14 protein-coding genes are annotated in these 20,814 nt (G+C 41.0%); 5 read left to right on the top strand and 9 right to left on the bottom strand.

Going from position 1 to position 20,814, the window contains the following annotated elements:
- Positions 1-49: 49 nt before the first annotated feature.
- The 4 genes from AC504W_RS03220 (at position 50) to AC504W_RS03205 (ending at position 5,077) form a co-directional block, all read left to right on the top strand.
- Positions 50-232 carry a hypothetical protein gene (locus AC504W_RS03220; protein ID WP_494876221.1) on the top strand — a complete coding sequence of 61 codons (183 nt, stop codon included), beginning with the start codon at positions 50-52 and terminating at the stop codon, positions 230-232.
- A gap of 285 nt (positions 233-517) precedes the next feature.
- Positions 518-952, top strand: a complete 435-nt coding sequence (gene gloA, locus AC504W_RS03215) for a lactoylglutathione lyase (RefSeq protein WP_494876220.1) — start codon at positions 518-520, stop codon at positions 950-952.
- A 208-nt stretch (positions 953-1,160) separates the two neighbouring features.
- Entirely contained in the window at positions 1,161-3,803 is a 2,643-nt protein-coding gene (gene clpB / locus AC504W_RS03210) for an ATP-dependent chaperone ClpB (RefSeq protein WP_494876219.1), read from the top strand.
- 203 nt (positions 3,804-4,006) lie between these two features.
- On the top strand, positions 4,007-5,077 hold the full coding sequence (locus AC504W_RS03205; protein ID WP_494876218.1) for an LOG family protein: 1,071 nt from the start codon (positions 4,007-4,009) through the stop codon (positions 5,075-5,077).
- Positions 5,078-5,370: 293 nt separating this feature from the next.
- On the opposite strand, the gene AC504W_RS03200 is transcribed toward AC504W_RS03205, so the two are convergent.
- The gene (locus tag AC504W_RS03200) at positions 5,371-7,200 is read right to left on the bottom strand and encodes a HEAT repeat domain-containing protein (RefSeq protein WP_494876217.1); all 1,830 of its coding nucleotides are present in this window, start codon (positions 7,198-7,200) and stop codon (positions 5,371-5,373) included.
- Positions 7,201-7,634: 434 nt separating this feature from the next.
- Here AC504W_RS03200 and AC504W_RS03195 point away from each other — a divergent pair, with 434 nt between their 5' ends.
- A complete protein-coding gene (locus tag AC504W_RS03195; RefSeq protein ID WP_494876216.1) occupies positions 7,635-8,954 on the top strand; it encodes a D-alanyl-D-alanine carboxypeptidase in 1,320 nt (439 codons plus the stop codon).
- 113 nt (positions 8,955-9,067) lie between these two features.
- On the opposite strand, the gene AC504W_RS03190 is transcribed toward AC504W_RS03195, so the two are convergent.
- From AC504W_RS03190 to AC504W_RS03155, 8 genes are all read right to left on the bottom strand, one after another.
- A complete protein-coding gene (locus tag AC504W_RS03190; RefSeq protein ID WP_494876215.1) occupies positions 9,068-11,071 on the bottom strand; it encodes an eCIS core domain-containing protein in 2,004 nt (667 codons plus the stop codon).
- A gap of 116 nt (positions 11,072-11,187) precedes the next feature.
- Entirely contained in the window at positions 11,188-11,679 is a 492-nt protein-coding gene (locus AC504W_RS03185) for a hypothetical protein (protein WP_494876214.1), read from the bottom strand.
- A 23-nt stretch (positions 11,680-11,702) separates the two neighbouring features.
- Positions 11,703-13,220: an alpha/beta hydrolase family protein gene (locus AC504W_RS03180; RefSeq protein WP_494876213.1), complete on the bottom strand. Its 1,518-nt coding sequence runs from the start codon at positions 13,218-13,220 to the stop codon at positions 11,703-11,705.
- A 124-nt stretch (positions 13,221-13,344) separates the two neighbouring features.
- Positions 13,345-13,911, bottom strand: a complete 567-nt coding sequence (locus tag AC504W_RS03175; RefSeq protein ID WP_494876212.1) for a Uma2 family endonuclease — start codon at positions 13,909-13,911, stop codon at positions 13,345-13,347.
- Positions 13,912-14,139: 228 nt separating this feature from the next.
- Positions 14,140-16,656 carry an eCIS core domain-containing protein gene (locus AC504W_RS03170; protein ID WP_494876211.1) on the bottom strand — a complete coding sequence of 839 codons (2,517 nt, stop codon included), beginning with the start codon at positions 16,654-16,656 and terminating at the stop codon, positions 14,140-14,142.
- A 45-nt stretch (positions 16,657-16,701) separates the two neighbouring features.
- Positions 16,702-18,669, bottom strand: a complete 1,968-nt coding sequence (locus AC504W_RS03165; RefSeq protein ID WP_494876210.1) for an ATP-binding protein — start codon at positions 18,667-18,669, stop codon at positions 16,702-16,704.
- 78 nt (positions 18,670-18,747) lie between these two features.
- Complete coding sequence (locus AC504W_RS03160; RefSeq protein WP_494876209.1) at positions 18,748-20,013, bottom strand: Pvc16 family protein; 1,266 nt, start codon at positions 20,011-20,013, stop codon at positions 18,748-18,750.
- Between the two features lie 78 nt (positions 20,014-20,091).
- Positions 20,092-20,775 (bottom strand): response regulator, encoded by a 684-nt coding sequence (locus AC504W_RS03155; RefSeq protein ID WP_494876207.1) that lies wholly within the window; start codon positions 20,773-20,775, stop codon positions 20,092-20,094.
- Between the last annotated feature and the right edge of the window lie 39 nt (positions 20,776-20,814).

The raw sequence follows: 20,814 nt of genomic DNA, 5'->3' as shown, positions 1-20,814 counted from the left end.
AGTAGTGCAACATCGCACACTTTTATCTAGCTAAATCCAGAGGCCAAGTATGTTTCCTTTTTGGGGTAACGTCTGTTACGGTAGCGAACCTATTTCGCACAAAGCTCATTTAGAACGTAAACTCAAGTTCTTGACTTGGATGCGCGATGATTTAGAGTCCAAGCTATCTGGTATTAATGCTGCCATTGATACCATTCGACAACAAATAGAACGGGAAGATAGATCTGCTTAAACTTCTATTGATGACTGGTAAAGGAGTTTAGCTAAATCTGAGAACTTTTAATTCTGTTTGTTTTTGTATAACGCACCACCAAAAAAAGGTGGTGCGTTAAGTGTGTAACCGAAATTTTTGCAGAGTAAATCATCTCGAAATACATAAAAACTCAGCATTAGAGACATATTAGGGTATGTTTATACAAAAATATCTCTTCTGTTAGAGGCTCATCCTCTTGATCAGTCCCTTGTAAAATGTTGGCAGCAATCAATAAATCCTACAGAACCAAAGTCAAAAATCATTATGCGCTTATTACATACAATGCTGCGGGTGGGGAACCTAGAAGAATCATTGAAATTTTACTGTGATCTCCTAGGTATGAAATTACTCCGGAGAAAAGATTATCCAGGGGGAGAATTTACCTTAGCTTTTGTTGGCTACGGTGATGAAAGTGATAATGCAGTTATTGAATTAACTTATAACTGGGGCGTGGAAAAGTACGAATTAGGTAACGCCTACGGCCACATTGCGTTGGGAGTGGATGATATTTACACTACCTGTGAAGCAATTAAAAATCGTGGTGGTAAAGTTGTGCGGGAACCAGGGCCAATGAAACATGGTTCTACAGTAATTGCTTTTGTCGAAGATCCGGATGGATACAAAATTGAACTGATTCAATTGGGTAGTCAAGGATCATCTGTGAAGCAATCCTCACAAGACCAACTCGTATCGCCATAATTTTGATTACGATTAGGGTGTAAGGTCTTTTTGATTCACAAGACTTACGCAAAAACCTTGTTTGTTGAGGTTGGGTGTAGGGGGTGAGATCTTTTATCCTACGCTACTAATAAGGAGATGCCGCGATCGCCGGATAGTGCATCTAAGTCCTCCACCTTTCCCCAACCCCCAATTTCTTAAATAAAATCCGCCATTTAAAATCGTAACGATGCAGCCTACAGATCCTAATAAATTTACAGATAAAGCCTGGGAAGCAATTGTCAAATCTCAGGATATAGTTCGTGCTTATAAACAACAACAATTAGACGTTGAACATTTAATTATTGCCCTTTTAGAAGAACCCACCAGTTTAGCGATTCGCATCTTAGCACGGGCGGAAATCGACCCTATCCGCTTGCAACAGCAACTAGAAGCTTATACCCAACGTCAGCCCAAAGTTGCTAATAATGACCAGCTTTATCTCGGTCGCACTTTAGATGTGCTACTTGACCATGCTGAGGAAGCAAGAGTCAAAATGAAAGATACCTACATATCTGTAGAACATATTCTCTTAGGCTTTGCGGAAGACGAACGTATTGGTCGGCGAATTCTCAAAGGTTTTAATGCTGATAGTGGTACTCTAGAGGCGGCAATTAAAGCTGTGCGTGGTAGCCAAAAAGTGACAGATCAAAATCCAGAATCTCGCTATGAAGCACTGCAAAAATTTGGTAGAGACTTGACAGAACAAGCCAAAGCGGGCAAACTCGACCCAGTTATTGGCCGGGATGATGAAATTCGCCGCGTGATTCAGGTGTTGTCGCGTCGTAGTAAAAATAATCCGGTTTTGATTGGTGAACCGGGGGTAGGGAAAACTGCGATCGCCGAAGCTTTGGCACAACGTATAATCAACGGTGATGTCCCTGAATCTCTCAAAAATCGCCAATTAATCTCTTTAGATATTGGTAGTTTAATTGCTGGGGCAAAATATCGGGGTGAATTTGAAGACCGCCTCAAAGCCGTCCTCAAGGAAGTTATCGAGTCCAACGGACAAATTGTCTTGTTTATTGACGAACTGCATACCGTTGTGGGTACAGGTTCCAATCAACAAGGGGCGATGGATGCAGGAAATTTACTCAAACCTATGCTGGCGAGAGGTGAACTGCGGTGTATTGGCGCAACCACTTTAGATGAGTACCGCAAATATATTGAGAAAGACGCAGCCTTAGAACGCCGTTTTCAACAAGTATTTGTCGATCAGCCGAACGTAGAAAATACTATCTCGATTTTGCGGGGTTTGAAAGAACGCTATGAAGTCCATCACAACGTCAAAATTTCTGATTCAGCATTAGTAGCTGCGGCTACTTTATCAGCACGATATATTTCTGATCGCTTTTTACCCGATAAAGCCATTGACTTGGTAGATGAAGCCGCCGCCCAGTTGAAAATGGAGATTACCTCCAAACCTTCAGAATTGGAAACCATCGACCGCCGCTTAATGCAGCTAGAAATGGAAAAGCTGTCACTAGCGGGAGAAGAAAAAGTTCCTACCCAAACCCGCGAACGTTTGCAGCGCATTGAAGAAGAAATTGACACCTTAAAGGTAAAACAGCAAGAATTTAACGAACAATGGCAAGGTGAAAAGCAGTTATTAGAAGCGATTAGTGTTTTAAAGAAAGAAGAAGAAGCCTTGCGAGTGCAAATTGATCAGGCAGAACGGGCGTATGATTTAAATAAAGCTGCCCAATTGAAGTATGGCAAATTAGAAGGCGTACAACGCGATCGCGAAGCCAAAGAAACAAAACTTTTAGAACTGCAAAGCCAAGGTTCGACTTTGTTGCGCGAACAAGTCACCGAAGCAGACATTGCTGAAATAGTCGCCAAGTGGACAGGTATCCCCGTCAACCGTTTATTGGAATCAGAACGCCAAAAATTACTGCAACTAGAAAGTCATTTACACGAACGAGTAATTGGACAACACGAAGCCGTCGAAGCCGTAGCCGCAGCTATTCGTCGCGCTCGTGCAGGAATGAAAGACCCCAGCCGTCCCATTGGTTCATTTTTGTTTATGGGGCCGACTGGAGTCGGTAAAACCGAATTAGCCCGTGCTTTAGCACAGTTTCTCTTTGATTCTGATGATGCTTTGGTACGCCTAGATATGTCCGAGTATATGGAAAAACACTCGGTTTCGCGGTTAGTTGGTGCGCCTCCGGGATATGTTGGTTATGAAGAAGGCGGTCAACTTTCCGAGGCGGTTCGCCGTCATCCTTACTCAGTCGTGCTGCTGGATGAAGTGGAAAAAGCTCATCCCGATGTGTTTAATATTTTGTTGCAAGTACTGGATGATGGGAGAATTACTGATTCTCAAGGCAGAACAGTAGATTTTCGTAATACTGTGATTGTGATGACTAGTAACATTGGCAGTGAACACATTTTAGATGTGTCTGGTGATGATTCTAAATATGACATGATGCGGAACCGGGTAACAGATGCACTGCGATCGCACTTCCGCCCCGAATTTCTCAACCGTGTAGATGATATTATCCTGTTCCATACCCTCAGCCGTTCCGAAATGCGTCACATCATCCGCATTCAACTCAAGCGGGTTGAGAACCTGCTAAAAGAGCAGAAAATCTCCTTTGAAATCACTCCAGCAGCTTGTGATTACCTCGTGGAAATGGGTTATGACCCCATTTATGGCGCACGTCCCTTAAAACGAGCAATTCAGCGAGAAGTAGAAAACCCCATCGCCACTAAATTATTAGAAAATACTTTTATTGGTGGCGATACCATCCTGATTGATAAAGATGAAGACAATTTGACTTTTAACAAAAAAGTTACTGTGAAAGTCTCAGTCCCACAGGTAATCACATAAGCATTTAACGTGAATTCGACAGATCAAAAAACCCCTCTCACACAAGTCACCTCAAGTCGGGAAACCCTCTCATAGCATGGTGTTTCCTGTGCTGTAGCCAGTGCGTAGAGGTGGCAAAAGCTGAATATTTTTGTTTTAAAAAAACATTGTCAATATCAGCCAAAAATTAGGTAAAATGTAATGCCATTGTGCCAGCAGTTCTCATGACCTCATCTGCCTCGTTTGACACATTAGAGTCTCTGCAAGCGGATATCGCTGACTTAATCGATCGCCTACCGACTTTAAAAAATCGGCAATTTATCCAACAGGCACTTGCTACTATAATCCGTTTGGCTGATAGTGACATTGATCGTCTTGATTGGAAAATACTATCCTCTGCTTTAGCGGATATGGAGCGAGGCTTTGAGTTATTTTACAACTACCGACACGTACGTAAAGTAACTATTTTTGGTTCTGCCCGTTTATCACCAGAAACACCAGAGTACCAAATGGCGCTGGAATTTGGTCGCGCTGTGACTCAGTTGGGTTTTATGGTGATGACAGGTGGCGGCGGCGGAATTATGCAGGCTGGTCACGAAGGCGCTGGACGAGAAAATTCCTTTGGGTTAAATATTCAGTTACCCTTTGAACAGCAAGCTAACCCGATTATTGAAGGTGATCCAAAGCTGATTCACTTTAAGTATTTCTTCACCCGCAAACTGTTTCTCCTCAAAGAAAGTGATGCAGTTGCGTTGTTTCCTGGTGGGTTTGGCACTCAAGATGAAGCCTTTGAGTGCATGACTTTAAGTCAGACAGGCAAATTTGGCCCTGTACCTTTAGTTTTAATTGACCATCCAGGCGGCGATTATTGGCGGTCTTGGAGCGATTATATTGATCAACAACTGGTACAGAAAGGTCTTGTGAGTCCAGAAGACCCTAGCCTTTACACTGTGACAGATAACCTGGAAGTAGCTTGTAACGCCATCACAGATTTTTATAAAGTTTATCACTCCAGCCGCTACGTGAGTAATCAGTTGGTGATTCGCCTCAGTTGTGATTTATCAGATGCAGAGGTAGAACAATTAAATGCTGATTTTAGTGACATTCTCGTAAAAGGCAAAATTGAAAAAAGTCAGGCTTTGCCTCAAGAAGCTCAAGATGAAACTTTAGAATTACCTCGGTTAATTTTGCACTTTAATCAACGAGATTTGGGGCGTTTATATCAGATGATTGCCACTATTAATCAAATGGGTAGACCTTCGCAACAGGAGATAGCCCATCCAGAGAGAAAGTAGTGCCAAGACTTATTGATTAACATTGTGCGTCACTTGTTAACCTTCAGAAAGTTTTGCAAAGCTTGTCTACCAGTCAGCTAATCATATTGATATTCAAGGCAAGACTAAAGAAATTAACGAAATATAGCAAAGTGCTGAGTGCTGAGTATAAACCCAGTAATTACAAGGCTTTGAGCTATCAAGACTGTCCTCATCTATGTGACTAAGGCTATACATTAAATTTCTATAGAGATGCGAAATTTCGCGTCTCTGCATCTGGTGGAATGACTCATTAACAACAAATGTATTGTCAATCATGAAAGCTTGTTCAAGGCTTGTTGAACTATTTTCCGAACAATTGAACTTTCATCTTCTAAGCATTTATTAAGTGGTTCTACTGCTTGTAAATTTCCCAAATTGCCTAGATTTAATGCTACTGCACCGCGAACCCTAAAGTCTTCATCTTTGAGCATCTCAATTAGGGCTTTCGCAACTCGCTCATCATTCATTTCTGCTAGAGCATAAACAGCTGCTATACGCACATCTGCATTCACATCCTGCAAAATACTGATCATAGGTTCAATAGCTCTTATATCTCGTCGTTCTCCCAGGTAATACATAGCACTTTTACGTAGCCAGTCATTTTTACTGCCCAATGTCACAATTAACAAGTCGACCATCAGAGGATTTGCAATCTTAGCGATCGCAGAAAGAGTGTTTGTTTGAATGCGACTTTCCGAATCTTGTAGTAACTGGGCCAATATTTCTAGTAGATCTGGATATTGACGGGTAAGGAGAGTTTCGATAACTTGGTGAGTTGCTTGCTCGGAGCGTAGCCAATCTCTTTTGATGGCTTGTAATAAACCTTCCCGATCTCTGAGAAATTCCACCAAAATATCTGTAGTTCTAGAATCATCAATGAGCCGTAAAGCATGAACCACAGCTAATTGGACATGAGGAAAACTAGAAACATCTCTGAGAAAACTACCATTGCTGCGAAAAACCGCAATCAAAGGTTCAATAGCTCTCACATCACCAAACTTGCCTAATGCTGAGGCGATCGCACCACAAGCGGTAGACTGATTCTCATCTCTCAATGCTTGAATTAGCGGTTCAATCGCTTGAGTATCGCCAAATTCTCCTAACGCCCATGCTGCTTTAGTTCGCACAAAAAAATCTGCGTCTTGCAAACACTGAATTAGCGGTTCAACGGCTCGACTATCTCCCAACTTTACCAATGATTCAATTGCATTGGTTCTGACTTTACTAGAGCGATCGCTTAAAGCTTGTAAAAGTGGCTCAACTGCTCGAATGTCTCCTAATTCACCTAATTTTTTTGCTGCTAGAGCATGGCCAGCATTGTCATAGAGTATATTTTGTAAACCAATTACTAACGGTTCCGCACCAACTTGATTAGCTAAACCCAAATTCGCTAAATTATCTAATGTATTAGCTGCCATTGCTTGCAACATCCCAGCATCAGGACTCAATGGCGCAGCTTGCAAAGCCTGGATTAATTCTTCCAGTGCATTCGTGTTAGACAAATCAACTTCACTAGCAAATGTTGGCGGTTCAGGATTGTATGATTCATTCGTAGTCGATTTTGCTCTGCCCCGATAGTTATACTTACGGTGAATTTCTGCAACTTTTTGTTTGTCTTGTTTTATGTCTCCTTTATCATCAAGATAACAAGCACCAGTTTCGTAACACTCTGCCGTTGCCATTATTAAATCTGTTAAGCTATCCCAGCGAATTTCTTCAATACAACACTCTGGATCTATGAACCAAATAGGTGCAGAATCTTCTCCTGTAACAACAGCGTACCTATAATCACCATTAAAATCTAATATCGTTAGCCAGTGCGGATTCCAATCAAAGCCCCAACTTAAAAAGTCTGCGTACCATTTCAACGCTTCTTGCAAAGATAAATAATTGTCAAATTTAGGAACTATATAGCCATATTGGCAACCATTATGCCACCCGTAAAACTCGTATAATTCTTCTGGCAAGCGATAAGGAAAATTTTCAACAATTGCGTCTATTTCTTGGCGAGTTAGTCCAGGCGCTAAACTCAAAGCAAATTCCGGTTGATTTTTGACTAACCAAGTCTCAATTCTATCCAGCGCATCTGTTAAAAGTGACATAAAAATTCCGGTGAGTGTATTTATATAATTCCCCAACTAAAACAGCGAAAAACTCTATCAGAAAAGCAAAATATTTTATAACTAATTTTGAAATATTTGAGCCTAAATTATTAAAGCATTGCTATAAATATTAGTGTTTGCCATCTAGAGAAAAATCAAAACAATAAATTACAGAAGTTTGCGTTGATTAAAACCAAACTCCTGTACTCTTCTATGTGCCTCTGCGCCTCTGCGTGAAACCAAAAAGATGTAGTTTATTCATATAAAGGTAGTAGGAATTGTCAAGTCAAATAAGTAACAAATAGAAATTTATTTTACCTACTACCAGATTAGGAATAGACCAGTTATGATTACCCAATGCTGATGAGCATAAAAAAGCCTGTATATTAGCACAGTAAATCACAAATCACATCGTAGAACTTGGGGAGTAAGAAATGCTGGAATTATTGAGTTCAGGTTTGGTGTCTCTGTGGCTAGAAATGGCTGGAGTAGAAATCAAGCCTTCTGATGCTTTAGAAGCATTGGCTGGGCAAGTAAATCCTGGCTTAGTTCTGGCTTCTGATCCCAATCATACTGGGGTGAATACAGTTCAACAATACTTACAAGCACTAATTAAATCTAAGTTAGTTGCCCAAAATTTAGCCGAAAGCCAGGGAATTTGGTTACAGTCGGGGCCAATACTCATGGCTAATCATGAAGGTACAACACCTTTGCCAGCGGCTTCTTTAACTAAGATTGCTACTTCTTTGGTATCTTTAAAAACTTGGGGGCCAGATCACCAATTTGAAACTTTGATTGGGACTACGGGGCCTGTGGTTAATGGTGTATTGCAAGGTGATTTGGTCATTGCTGGTGGTGGCGACCCCATGTTTGTTTGGGAGGAAGCGATCGCCCTTGGCAATACACTCAATAAAATGGGCATTAAGCAAGTTAAAGGGAATTTGCTCATTTCAGGCAACTTTGCCATGAATTTCCAGCGCCATCCCCTACTAGCTGGTCAAATGGTGAAGCAAGCGCTGAATTATAAAACTTGGACTCGTCCAGCGAATTATATCTACTCCATCATGCCTAAAGGCACACCTAAACCAGAAGTTGTGATTACAGGGGCTGTTAAAGTTACCGCCCAACCACCGCAACAAACTTTGCTGGTGCGGCACAAATCTTTGCCTTTGCGTCAATTGCTCAAAGAAATGAACGTTTACAGCAATAACGAAATGGCCGAGATGCTGGCAGAATCTGTGGGGGGAGCAAGTGTAGTACAATCAACGGCGGCATATCTGGCGAGAGTTCCTGAGTCAGAAATTCAATTAATCAATGGTTCTGGACTCGGCCCTGAAAATCGGATTTCTCCCAGGGCTGTTTGTGCAATGTTAATGGCGATTCAACAGCAAGCAGCAGGATATGACCTGAATTTGGCAGATTTATTTCCTATGTCGGGATTTGATCATCGAGGAACAGTACACAGCAGACATATACCAGTGGGTACTGTGATTAAAACTGGTACTCTCCGCGATGTGAGTTCATTAGCTGGCGTTATGCCGACACGCGATCGCGGTTTGGTTTGGTTTGCTATCCTCAACCGTGGCCCCTTCGTATCTAACTACCGTCTAGAACAAGATAAGTTGTTGCAAAGTCTGGTCAAACAATTAGAAGTAACTCCCGCAGTTCCCACAGCTATTACTCCCCATTCACCCGCTAACTCTTTACCCGAACTGGGCGCTACTAGCCGCAACGAAATTCTGTTTAGAGGTTAGGTTTTAGAATAGCGTAGAGCATATTTTTTGTTATCTTCTGCCGATCAAAAATTTGCTCTACGGATAAATCTAAGTTAATTTTCTTGAGTATGAGTAAGGAATATTTATGAAAATTAATTGTTTAAAACTAAATTAGACTCCCACTGCACTAACTTTAGACCATATTCATACTGATTAAGCCAATTTTCGTTAGTTTTAATAACCGTTGCTACTTTTTGAAGTTCTTCCTGTTGATCTTGACCAATTTTTTTGAGGGCTTCAAACATACTTTTTAGACCATCATTAATATGTCTTTTTACATCTTCTGTGCCTGAATTACCAGGCATCGCTTTTAATTCTGTTGCCCAACTTGAAATAGTGTCCGCTAAAACGGCTAATGGTTTTTTATCCCAACCTAGCCATTTCTTATCATCATGTTTTGCATGGAATCCAGAGAATTGGGCATTATTTTGCTCATTTTTAACCCCAATACGAATGCCCCCGATGCTGTTACCTATATGGACTACTTTCACCTCTCCATTTTGTGATCGTGTGTTTAAATTTTCGATCACATTATTAGATGTGTCATTGTTAGGAGATACAATATAAGCCTCAATAGGTGGAACTGGTGAGTTTTGCTCATCTTCATCATCTGCTCCCAGTTTCGCCTGAACATCGCTAATCATTGCAGAAAGAGTTTCTGAGATATTTGTATCACTGTCAATGTGACATAGTGCATAAACCTCAAAGTCAGCTTTTTTGCCAACTAATGCAACTCCTGTGCATGTGGCTAAACCAGTTGTGGCTAGTCCCGTAGTCAGTTCATTGGCAGATTTAACTAAATAATGTCCTTCCGGGACAAGAATATCCATATTTTCAGCTTTTTTAAGTGCATTTCCTTTAATCTCAGACTCTACCTTAATTATGTATTCAGCTTTTTCTAGTACCGCTGCCTCAGTACCACAAGCTTCCTTAACTTTTTCAAGTTGTGCAGTAACTTGTTTTTCCCTAGAAATGCTTTCAATGATCCATTTATTCCAAGATATAAGTTCTTTACCCTCATAATTCTTATTTTTTAGCCACGTTGTCAGAAAGTCATCTGGGTTTTCATTAGACTGATTTAAAGGTTTTTTATTCTTTGCTGGTTTTAGATTTGGATTTGCCGCAGCAAAGTTTTCTACTAACTTTTTCAAAGCTTTGTTATTAGGAACATCTTCAATATTCCAACTATTTTCTTGAGCCTGTTTAAATTTTTCCCATATATCACTATTCTCAGCAACCCACTTTAAGTTACCTTGCGTTCTAATATAGGTTTTTGCATCATCTTCAGGCATCATCCTAATTATGCCTTGAATATCTTGAGCAATAGTAGTTCCTAACAGATTGCTTGGTTGACTTTCAGGAAGGTTTGTAGTTTGACTAGTATCTTGCTTCGCCTGTACTTGTTGCTGATTTTGCTGCACTACATGAGTCAATTCGTGGGCAATTAATTCCTGTCCGCCTCTACTTCCAGGATCATAGTTTCCTTGGCGAAAGAAAATATCTTGTCCTGTTGTAAATGCTTTGGCCTGAATTGATTGATTCATCTGTTCAGACTGAGCATCTGTATGAATTTTCACACCACTAAAATCAGCCCCAAATGCTTGTTCCATTGGCTGTTTGATCGTCTCTGCAAGAGGCTGTCCACTACCCTGCATTCGTTGGATAGAAGCTTCTAAATCTGGTGTTGCACTAGTTTCGTCTGCATCTGATAGACGTTGTATTAGAGATTTTTTTCTCAGTTCTTCTTCTGGTTTTGGCTGTGGCTGTACTGGTGTTTCTGGAGAATTGATTCTTTGTACAACATCCGCTGCTAGTCTGTCAGCTTCTTGCTCATATTTATCCCCAGGTTCACCAATGGTAAGTTTCATCTGGATTCTTGGTGGTGGTGGCGGTTGATAACCAGGGGGAAAAATTGGAATATTGGCGAAGTTATTACCAGATGTTTCCGTGCTGGTTGATTTAGTCTGTAAATCAGGTAATTGTTCTGGTTCTTCGGTTTGCGGCTGGCTGACAAAGCGACGAGGTGCAAATTGATTTGCTGGTACATCAGAGTGATTTGCCGGAGTTTTCCCTGTTCTGTGTTGTCGCTTATACATTTGCTCCTCCAGATATTTTTGTGCCAGCAAAAAACCTGCCGTATTTTTGCGGCAGAGGTATTGTAAAAATTTGGCACTATCTTACTGAAGATAAATAGCGATCGCCATAATTGATATCATTGTTCACAATGAATCGAACCTGCAACTGCTGCAAAAATCGGTAAATATTGCAATTCTTCAGTTGACTCTACCATTGCAATTAATCCATAGACAGTTTGATGATTTTGCCAACACACTTGATATTGTGTAATGGGCAGTTCAACATCAGGAGATTGAAACACAAAAATATCTAATCTTGCTGGATAATTATCAATTTTTGTCTGTGTTTGAGTAATTATTTCAAATTCTTCTGGTTGTAATTTTTTTAATGGTAATTGCATTAATTCATCTGCAAGTTCTATAAAATTCTGTTCATGTTGTTCTGCATTAGGGACAACAATTTTTTTAATAAAAATTTGTGGGTTATGTACCAATTGTGCAGGATAGGAATATCCCTCTGTTTGCTCATCTAAATATTGCTTTTCAATTTTTTGCCAAGTCTGAGGAATTTCTAAGGATATTCCAAGTTTGCCACTGAAATGACGCTCAAATATAACTGGGCCATTCATAGAAAAATCCTAGGTTAAATATTTTATTCTTCCTTGTTTCCAGAGAAGTAATTGGTGACATTTTCATAAAGACTTGACGCACCAGAGGCGATCGCACTTCCAGCTTTTGACGCACCACTAGCGATCGCACTTCCAGCTTTTGATGCACCAGAGGCGATCGCACTTCCGGCTTTTGACGCACCAGAAGCGATCGCACTTCCAGCTTTTGATGCACCAGAGGCGATCGCACTTCCGGCTTTGGTCAAACCTTTGTAAGCTAATCTAGTGGGAACTTCTATTGCTGTTCCTGCTAATCCAGCCGCACCAACTAACAAGCCACCAGCAACCGCTGTACCTTTATTTAGTGCCATCATCCGTCCGGCTTCGACTAATCGAGATTTAGTATAAGGACGAGTAGCATTTTCCGTCATGGTGATATCTTGAGTATGATTACCGTGACCTGCTTCTCCGATAATATCTTCAGTATTTAATAGCTGAGATGTATGTGCTTGTTTAATTCTGGCAAGTGTAGAAACATTCGCTAATCCTGAAGTTTCCAGATCATGTTCAAAAAAGGTTCCTTTAAGATGTTCTCCTCCGGCTAAATCGACAATATCGCCTTTAGCAATATGATGAACTACCTCTGGTCTTTCTTCTTCTGGTAGAGAATCAATATTTTTGTGATATTGTTTGGCATTAGGAGCAGCCGATTGAAATGTTACCAGCCGTCTCACTAAATCAGGATGAGTACCGACAAAATGCTGCGCTAATGCACCGCCTAAACTGTGGCCTGTCACATCCAATTTGCCTGACTGGGAAACAATATTACCGATGTAGCCAGTAGGGACTTCTTTTAGCAAATTCTGAATACCACCATGTCCAGGAGAGTTAATATCTAAATCTTGCCATGCTGTTGCTAAATCACTGGTTCCACGAAATGCCAATACAGCATGTTTTCCTGCTGTTACTCCTGCTTCTGTCGGTAATAATAATCCATAATTCAAACCACTACCAGCATTAACAACATTGCCATCAGGAAACCATTGTTCTTTAAATCCTTGTTCTCTCAACCATTCTTTATCTTGATCTGTTAAAACGTCATGATAAATCAAGCCATGTCCAATTTTCTCTAAATTGATATCTTGGGGATTAATTGCCGTTGTCCCATCTTTGACTTGAGAAGGATCAATGTCTCTGTTAAGAATCTGAGTTTGGCTATGCTGGATATTTTCACCAACAATCGGCGCATCAACTCGCTGTCTAGCTTTGACTACAGCGTTAGTTTCTTGTTCATATTCATCTCCTGGTTCACCAATAGCAAGTTTCATCTGAATTCGTGGCGGCGGTGGTGGTTGATAACCAGGGGGAAAAATGGGAATGTTGGCGAAATTGTGACTAGGGAGTAATGTATTATTTCTGACTTGTTGAGCCTGTAAATCGGGTGTTTGGGTGGTATCTTCGGCTTCAGTTGGGACAACAAACGGACGAGGTGCAAATTGATTTACTGGTGTGTCAGATTGATTTGCCGATGCTTTACCTGTTCTATGTTGTCGCTTATACATTTTTCTTCTCCAGAGATTTTTGTGCCAGCATCACAGATACCGTATTTTTGCGACAGAGGTATTGTAAAATTTTGGCACCATCTTACTGAAGATTAATAGCGATCGCCACAATCAATACTATTGTTTACATAGATTGCATCTTCAGCCAACTAAAAACCTGCTCTACCGACAGATTTAGGTCGATTTCTTGTAAACTCAATAAGCGATCGCTACCTTGCAACAATTGTGGTTGTTGATTCGGAGCAAAAACAAGAATAGAGCGATCGCTTGGATCAATTAACCAACCTAGCTGACAACCATTTTGTAAGCAGTAAAGAATATTACCAATGACTTTGTTAGAACTTTGTTCAGGAGAAAGAATTTCTATTGTCCAGTCAGGACACAATAAAAAATCATTAGGCGCTTCCCCATCCGCATCAAAGGGAATGCGTGACCATTTAAACACAGCTACATCAGGGACAATTGAGCGCGTACCAAAACTACAACGCAACTCAGGGAAAGCATAAGCAATCCGTTGATTTTCTGCAACGTTGTTGATGTTGTTGCACAACTTTAATTGCAATCGACTATGCTTCCCCTTCGGCATTGGTTTTTGAATAATCTCACCATTAATATATTCACTAGCCGGTTTGGTTTCTGGGAGCTTCATAAACGCTTCTAGGGTGAGAGTTGTGCTAGTTGTGGCGCTCATAGCTCTTGAAGATTACGAGGTGTGACTTTAGTTTAGCAGGGTGGTTGGATGGGCGATCGCCACGCCACTATTGATACTCTTGTTTACATAGACAGCGATCGCTTTGTGACATCCTCAACGCTAAGATTTGCGGCTGGCGATTGATTGCTCTTCGTTGCCAACAATGCGGCTGTATTCTTGATGCTGTGCGGACTTATTAACTCTATTGTTTAGATTATTTGTCTTTTTTTATCTGTTATCTCTACCGCTTATTTTGAAAGCATTGGTTGCATCAGTTTTAAGATAATCCTTGCGTTGTTCACTATTGAGATATTTCTCCATCCATTTATCACCTTTCAAGTTTCCTAAATCTCTAGTGATGACATCTATGCTTGCAAGGTCTACACCAGCTGTTTGCAACTGCGTTAACGTTGTATACATTTGGTGCATGTTGGGTTTGTAGTGACCACTTTTATCAGCGATCGCTTCCAGTCGGCCATTTATCACCTGAATTGCACCAGCACCCTTGATGGGGATTCCAGCTAAAGCACTTGAGTGATGATATTCCCCTTCCTTATGACCAGCTGCATAGAATTTACCATCGGGGCTAAGAACAAAGATCATCCAACCTTTTCCATCATTCGGTAAATCAGAACTTATAGCCAGTAGACCTGATGAGTCAACTACCCCGCCAAAGGCATCTTTCCATGCACCTCCGCTAATCTTGACTTCTCTGGATCTGCGATCAACTTCAGACTCTAGGTAATCGACACTTTTTTTACCTCCTTCGCCATTTTTTTCTAGCCATTCCCAGAAAGAAATTGTGTTTGGAGGTGGCGAAGATTTTTGAGAATATTCCGAAGTTACTTTCCATTCCCAAAAATTAGTTTTACCACCCTCATTCTTTTGCTTTTCAAAAGCGGTCATCATTTCTTTATCTCTCTTTTCTTGGGTATCCAGCCAGTCTAGTATTTTAGTTTCCTCAAGCCAATTTTCAAAAGGCCCTTCTTTTCCGTCTTCACCAGCCAAATTAAAAGCAGGACGATGTAGTGCATCCCAAGCTTCTAGCCAGTAACTATGATGATTTAAATCTAATTTTCCCAAATCGGCGGCCTTAGCCTTTGTCTCAGTTTTCACTTGATCAACTATATTTTTATAAGTTAAAGCTTTTGATTTACCTTTTATCTGAGGCGTATTTGGATCTGTTCTGACTATTTTGGCCAATTTATTCCAGCGTTCTTTCCCAGTTTTCTTCTGAGGTTCTACTTGGGTTGAAACTTTCTTTATCAACTCTCCGTATTCATTACAATATTCACCTAAAAAGTCGTCAATACACATTTGAATTTCTTCAGGGGTGAGCAAGTAATCCTCTTCTCCATTTTGTTCCTTTTCCAAGAGGAATTCATGGATTCCTGCTCGTGCGAATTTAATCAACTGAGTATATATTTCCGCACTTGATTGCCTGACTACGGCATCTGCATCTGCGGCATCTTGCTCTTCCATGTATTGGAAAAAACGATCTGCGATCGCATTCACGTTTTTCTCAACCTGTTGCTTTCTTTGGTCATCCTTATTAGGCGTTTCCTCTTTCTTCAAATCAGAAGATGTACTTGGGGGAGCAAGAGTTTCTGGCTCTTCTGCTTTCTTCGCTTCAACTGGCTGCAAGTCTGATAACTGTGGTTCAGATTGCTTCTGTTCTGCATCGGCTTTTACAGACTTAGAAGCCGCCTGAGATCCTTTGGATGCTCCTCCTTTCTGCTGTTTTTGTCTGTTGATATCCTCTGCGTTTTTTGTGGCTATTTCATTAAACATATTAATAGCTGCCTTAACAGAAACACGCTGTATAACATCTGTACCTGTTTGCAGTTCTTGGCACTGTATTTTATCTGCTAAATTCTCACTTTTTGAATTCTTCCTACTCATTAGATCCGTCTCAGTAGGAGTGGTGTTAATAGAAACTCTCTTAATCTGCGGCATTACTACCTGGCTTGGCCGTTGTTGCACCACATGGGTTAACTCATGAGCTATTAATTCCTGTCCACCACGGCTTCCTGGCTGATATGCGCCTTGGCGAAAGAAGATATCTTGCCCTGTGGTGAAGGCTTTCGCTTGAATCGATTGATTTAACTGATCAGATTGAGCATCAGTGTGAACCTTCACGCTGCTGAAATCAGCGCCAAATGCCTGTTCCATTGGTTCCCTGATGCTTTTTGTTAGAGGCTGTCCGCTACTCCTGGCCTGTTGTATCGACTCTTCTAAATCAGGTGTTGCAGTCATACCATCGGCGACCGACAAACGCTGCACTAAGGGCTTCATTTGCAGTTCGTCTTCATCGCCTGTTAATTCTTGACGCTGAACTTTTTCACTCTCAGGTGCATTAATTCGCTGCACTACATCTGCTGCTAATCTGTCCGCTTCTTGTTCGTATTTGTCACCAGGCTGGCCGATGGTGAGCTTCATTTGAATGCGGGGTGGCTGAGGTTGAGTTACATTGCTGGCAAATACAGATATATTTTTCAGGTTATTGTCAGATTGCTTTTTCTTATCTGATTGAGTCTGCAAATCAGGCGTTTGGTTGTTGGTTATTTCTTCAGCTTGCGGCTGGACGACAAAACGGCGTGGTGCGAATTGATTGGAGGTTGAGGTATCAGCAGAATTTGTAGAAGCTTTTTTTGTTTTGTACTGTCTTGTATACATTGACTCAACACTCCAATCTTTTAAATTAGTGGTTTGTTGTCCAGACTTAGCTAGTATCAATTTTGGCATTAACTTGAGGACATTAGTTAGCGATCGCCACCACTATTCACAGTGTCAAACCCAGCCTTTGACTTCAGCATCGGTTAACTGTCGTTCTAGCTTGGTGTACTCACTCTTAGCTGCTTGTAAAATATGTTTCATCTCTACCGCGTCTCCGGTATCGGCAGCTAAAAAGGCGGCATTGAGGGCAATGTTGCGAATATTACCGCCAGATACATTTAATTTGGCTAACTTACTCGCATCTAAATCTTGAGTAGGTGTTTGACGGGGAAAAACGCGTTGCCAAATCTCGGTGCGCTGGGTGATATCCGGGAAGGGAAACTGCACAACAAACCGAATCCGGCGCAAAAATGCCTGATCTAAGGAAGCTTTTAAGTTGGTGGTGAGAATTGCTAAACCTCGGTAAGATTCCATCCGTTGGAGTAAGTAACCTACTTCAATGTTGGCATGGCGATCGTGGCTGTCTTTAACTTCGCTGCGCTTACCAAATAAAGCATCGGCTTCATCAAATAATAGAATTGCGCCGCCTGCTTCGGCTGCATCAAATACCCGGCGCAAGTTCTTCTCGGTTTCGCCAATGTACTTACTCACCACCTGACTTAAATCTATGCGGTATAAATCTAAACGCAATTCATGGGCAATTACTTCTGCGGCCATTGTCTTACCAGTACCACTAGCACCAGCAAATAAGGCGCTGATACCTAAACCCCGTCCGCCTTTGTTGCCAAATCCCCATTTTTCATAGACTTTTGTCCGTTGGCGCACATGGGCAGTAATATCACGTAATACTTGGCGTTGTGCTTCTGGTAAGACTAAATCATCCCAAGTTGCACTAGTTTCCATTGGTTGGGCTAATTCATCCAGACGCGATCGCGCTTGAAAACGGCAAGTATCCCATAAAAGAGTGCTGAGTTCTTCTACTTCTTTTGCCTTTTGCTTTTTAACTTTTAACTTGCCTTTGGCTTCTGCACAAACTGTTTGAATGGTAGAGGCGTTGAGGCTGAAGTGGGAAACTAGGGTGTCTACATGGCCGTTGAGGGTGGTGGCTGCTTCGCCTAAAGCATTTTGCCAGATTATCCGTTGTTCTGTGGTATTGGGTTTGTGAACTTCGATCGCAATGAGGGGACGTTGGAGCGATCGCTTTCTTTCCAAACTAGTAATAATTAAGGGACTAGTAATACTGGCGATCAAACGCGCGATCGCATTTTCTTTGGCTGGCTCTGTATAATCTACTTCATCACAATCTAATAGCAAGACGCTATTGGTGAGCATCGATTCTCTTTCCCACAGACGCAACAAGTCGTTCATCTCGTTCTGACGCAAATTAGTAATTGCTCCAGCCGACATCAGGTGTAAATTAAGGTTGAGTAACTTGCAAGCTTTAGCGGCGATCGCTTTTTTGCTGGCTATTTCATCTCCACATAACTGAATAATTGGCAATACTGTTTCTGTTTCGCTCCACGTTGTGGCTAATTGTTCGGCTAACTGCTGATGAGAGGGGACAATTTCGCTATGTGGAATTACCACAGGTTGCACAATACTCTGTAATCTTTCATCCAAGTGATCCAAGCCCAGCAAATAATGAAAAATCCGTTCATCAACTCGCAAATGACTCAGATTCAGCGTAGAACCTTCTTCAAGTTGGATTAACTGCCACTTTCGTAACGGTGCAGTTGGTATAAAAGCATTCCAATGAGGTTGCGGTAAGCTGGCTTTGGCTAACATAAAGGTTGGATAGGGTTTTCCTAAACTACCTTGAGCATTGGCACATAAAAAACCCCAGTTAGCATCTAATTCCATCCCAACGCAGAGTAACAAAACGTGACGCTCAAATTCTGATAAACCAAAAATTTGGCAAAGAGTGTCAAGGGCTGGCGGGGAGAGGTGAGAAAAATAATGATTGCGGTTTTCTTTAGCTTCTTCAGCTAGTAAAGCCTGGCGAACGATATCTAGTGCATTGATTAAGTAATTATAGTTAGCTGTTTGCCATTCATAGTTCTGAGTTAATAATTTATTTGCCATAATTTTGATGAGTTGAGTATCTCAATGTATTTTTTAACATGGAGAAACGCAGAGTTTTTTCAGAGGATATTGCAAGAGTCAAGCGATCGCTACTACAGGCCCGATATAACTTTCATAAGTGGGACTATGAGGATCTGTATCAACTGAGAGTAAACTTTCTGCACCATCAACAACTAGGCGAACTAAATAGTTTCCAGGTAAACAATCAGTAATCGCAAAGGTAATAGAGTTGCTATTGTTGCGGCGATGCTTGGTTTGTTCGTAGGAATATCCGCTAAATTGGGTTAAGGAAAGTTCTGTTAATACTAAAGTGACTTGTTGTATTTTATCTATGGTGAAGTTAACTGTAACATTGACATCAGCCGATCGTAGGTCGTTACCTCTGCCATGTAAATTAGATACAGTAACTTCTTGAATGGTGGGGCGCAGTAATATCGGCACAATATTGGAGTTAACCCGCTGTTGGGGATGAATTACCTGTAAACTCTGAACACCAGCCCGTAATGATTCTGTAGGTATGCGAGAAAGATCCAAAGTAATTTGCTTTTCGGTCACAGTTTGAGGTGTTAGTGTCACTTCACCAAGGCGGACTTGAGTAATCTCTGCGTTTAAGTTGTTCCCTTGAATTAATAAAGTACTGCTGGCGAGAATTAATGGATTTGCGGTGCTTTGGGTTTTCCAGAGTTTGGCTAGTTCTTCGGCTACCTTGATGTGAGCGATCGCAGGTTGATATGGTGTAACATGACGCTGAATATTGCGGACAGGTAAGGGTTTTTTGGGAATTTCGCCGCTATCGATTAAGATAACACTGGCTTTATAACCTAATGACAATGAGTATGGTGTTTGAAAAAATACCGTCCATATTTTGGAAATTTCTTCGATATTCATATCAACGGGAGAAATTGTAATCGTTTCCACTTGTTCAGCTAGGTTAGAATCCGCTAAAAATGTGAAAGTGGAATCGGCTACGGTTTCCCGAATCATATCTTGGGTGAGAATCGATTTGCTATTGAGGGTACGGATAATACTACCCATGAGGCGCTGCGGTTCCAATTCCACATCGTTACCGTAGCAGGTGATCAAGTAGTACAAATCTAAACCTGTTTGCGATCGCTTAATATATTTCTCTTCGGAATGGCGTTGTCTTAAATCAGCACTGCGCCAAGCACTATTCAGCAAAACATCGTAAAGATAGATGTTCACTCCTGCTTCTGGTGTAGCATTATTCAGGCGATCTGGTCTAACGGTTGTCACACGCGCACCATCTACGTCTACTTGGACGTTGGCTTGCAATGTTCTTTGCAAAGTTGCGGTGATAGTGGCGATGGCTAAATAGTTACTCATTTGTTATTGGTCAATGGTCAATAGTTAATAGTTAATAGTCAATATGTTTTGACTTTTGACTTTGGACTCTTGACTCTTTTATGGACAAACTAAACCAAGTTTTAAAGCTTTGACAATTGCTTGAGTACGACTGGTGACACTTAATTTATCAAAAATAGCTGTTAAGTGCGCTTTGACTGTGGCGACTGTAATATAGAGATTCCCTGCAATTTGTTCATTAGAAGCGCCTTGAACTAACCAATTTAAAACTTCTTGTTCTCTTTCAGTCAGATGAATACAACTATGACTAGAGTTTAATGATTTTCCTGTGTAGTAGTGAAACAATCTAAAAAATGCCGTTGCTACATCCGGCGGTAAATAAACTTGATTATTAATCACAGTTGTAATCGCTTCACACAATTGAGTTGCTAATTGGTCTTTAAATACATAACCACAAGCACCTGCTTGCATAGCACGAAATATCCATTCATCTTGTTGATGAGCCGACAAAATTAATACTTTGCCGTTATAAGATAATTCCCCTAAACGTTGCAGCGCCATAATGCCATCGTCTGGGGGTAATTCTAAATCTAGTAATATTAAAGTGGGATGTTGTTCCGCCGTTAATTTTACCGCTTGCTCAACAGATGCGGCTTCTCCAATCACATTTAATCCCAAACTACTACTAGTTGTATAAAAGTTTAATAAGGTGCGTATACCTTTACGAAAATGTGGTTCATCATCGACGAGCAGAACAGAGATGACCTCTTTTTTTGTATTCATGGTAGTTTACCTGGTATATATTAAGAGAATTCAGAAGTT

It is taken from the genome of Nostoc sp. C96 (assembly GCF_059384975.1).
The sequence above is the reverse complement of the archived record's forward strand: the minus strand, read 5'-3'. Positions and strand labels throughout refer to the sequence as shown.

Bases quoted from the DNA above. Each gene is read 5' to 3' on its own strand.
- AC504W_RS03220 (WP_494876221.1), top strand. From the start codon at position 50: ATGTTTCCTTTTTGGGGTAACGTCTGTTACGGTAGCGAACCTATTTCG.
- gloA (WP_494876220.1), top strand. From the start codon at position 518: ATGCGCTTATTACATACAATGCTGCGGGTGGGGAACCTAGAAGAATCA.
- clpB (WP_494876219.1), top strand. From the start codon at position 1,161: ATGCAGCCTACAGATCCTAATAAATTTACAGATAAAGCCTGGGAAGCA.
- AC504W_RS03205 (WP_494876218.1), top strand. From the start codon at position 4,007: ATGACCTCATCTGCCTCGTTTGACACATTAGAGTCTCTGCAAGCGGAT.
- AC504W_RS03200 (WP_494876217.1), bottom strand. From the start codon at position 7,200: ATGTCACTTTTAACAGATGCGCTGGATAGAATTGAGACTTGGTTAGTC.
- AC504W_RS03195 (WP_494876216.1), top strand. From the start codon at position 7,635: ATGCTGGAATTATTGAGTTCAGGTTTGGTGTCTCTGTGGCTAGAAATG.
- AC504W_RS03190 (WP_494876215.1), bottom strand. From the start codon at position 11,071: ATGTATAAGCGACAACACAGAACAGGGAAAACTCCGGCAAATCACTCT.
- AC504W_RS03185 (WP_494876214.1), bottom strand. From the start codon at position 11,679: ATGAATGGCCCAGTTATATTTGAGCGTCATTTCAGTGGCAAACTTGGA.
- AC504W_RS03180 (WP_494876213.1), bottom strand. From the start codon at position 13,220: ATGTATAAGCGACAACATAGAACAGGTAAAGCATCGGCAAATCAATCT.
- AC504W_RS03175 (WP_494876212.1), bottom strand. From the start codon at position 13,911: ATGAGCGCCACAACTAGCACAACTCTCACCCTAGAAGCGTTTATGAAG.
- AC504W_RS03170 (WP_494876211.1), bottom strand. From the start codon at position 16,656: ATGCCAAAATTGATACTAGCTAAGTCTGGACAACAAACCACTAATTTA.
- AC504W_RS03165 (WP_494876210.1), bottom strand. From the start codon at position 18,669: ATGGCAAATAAATTATTAACTCAGAACTATGAATGGCAAACAGCTAAC.
- AC504W_RS03160 (WP_494876209.1), bottom strand. From the start codon at position 20,013: ATGAGTAACTATTTAGCCATCGCCACTATCACCGCAACTTTGCAAAGA.
- AC504W_RS03155 (WP_494876207.1), bottom strand. From the start codon at position 20,775: ATGAATACAAAAAAAGAGGTCATCTCTGTTCTGCTCGTCGATGATGAA.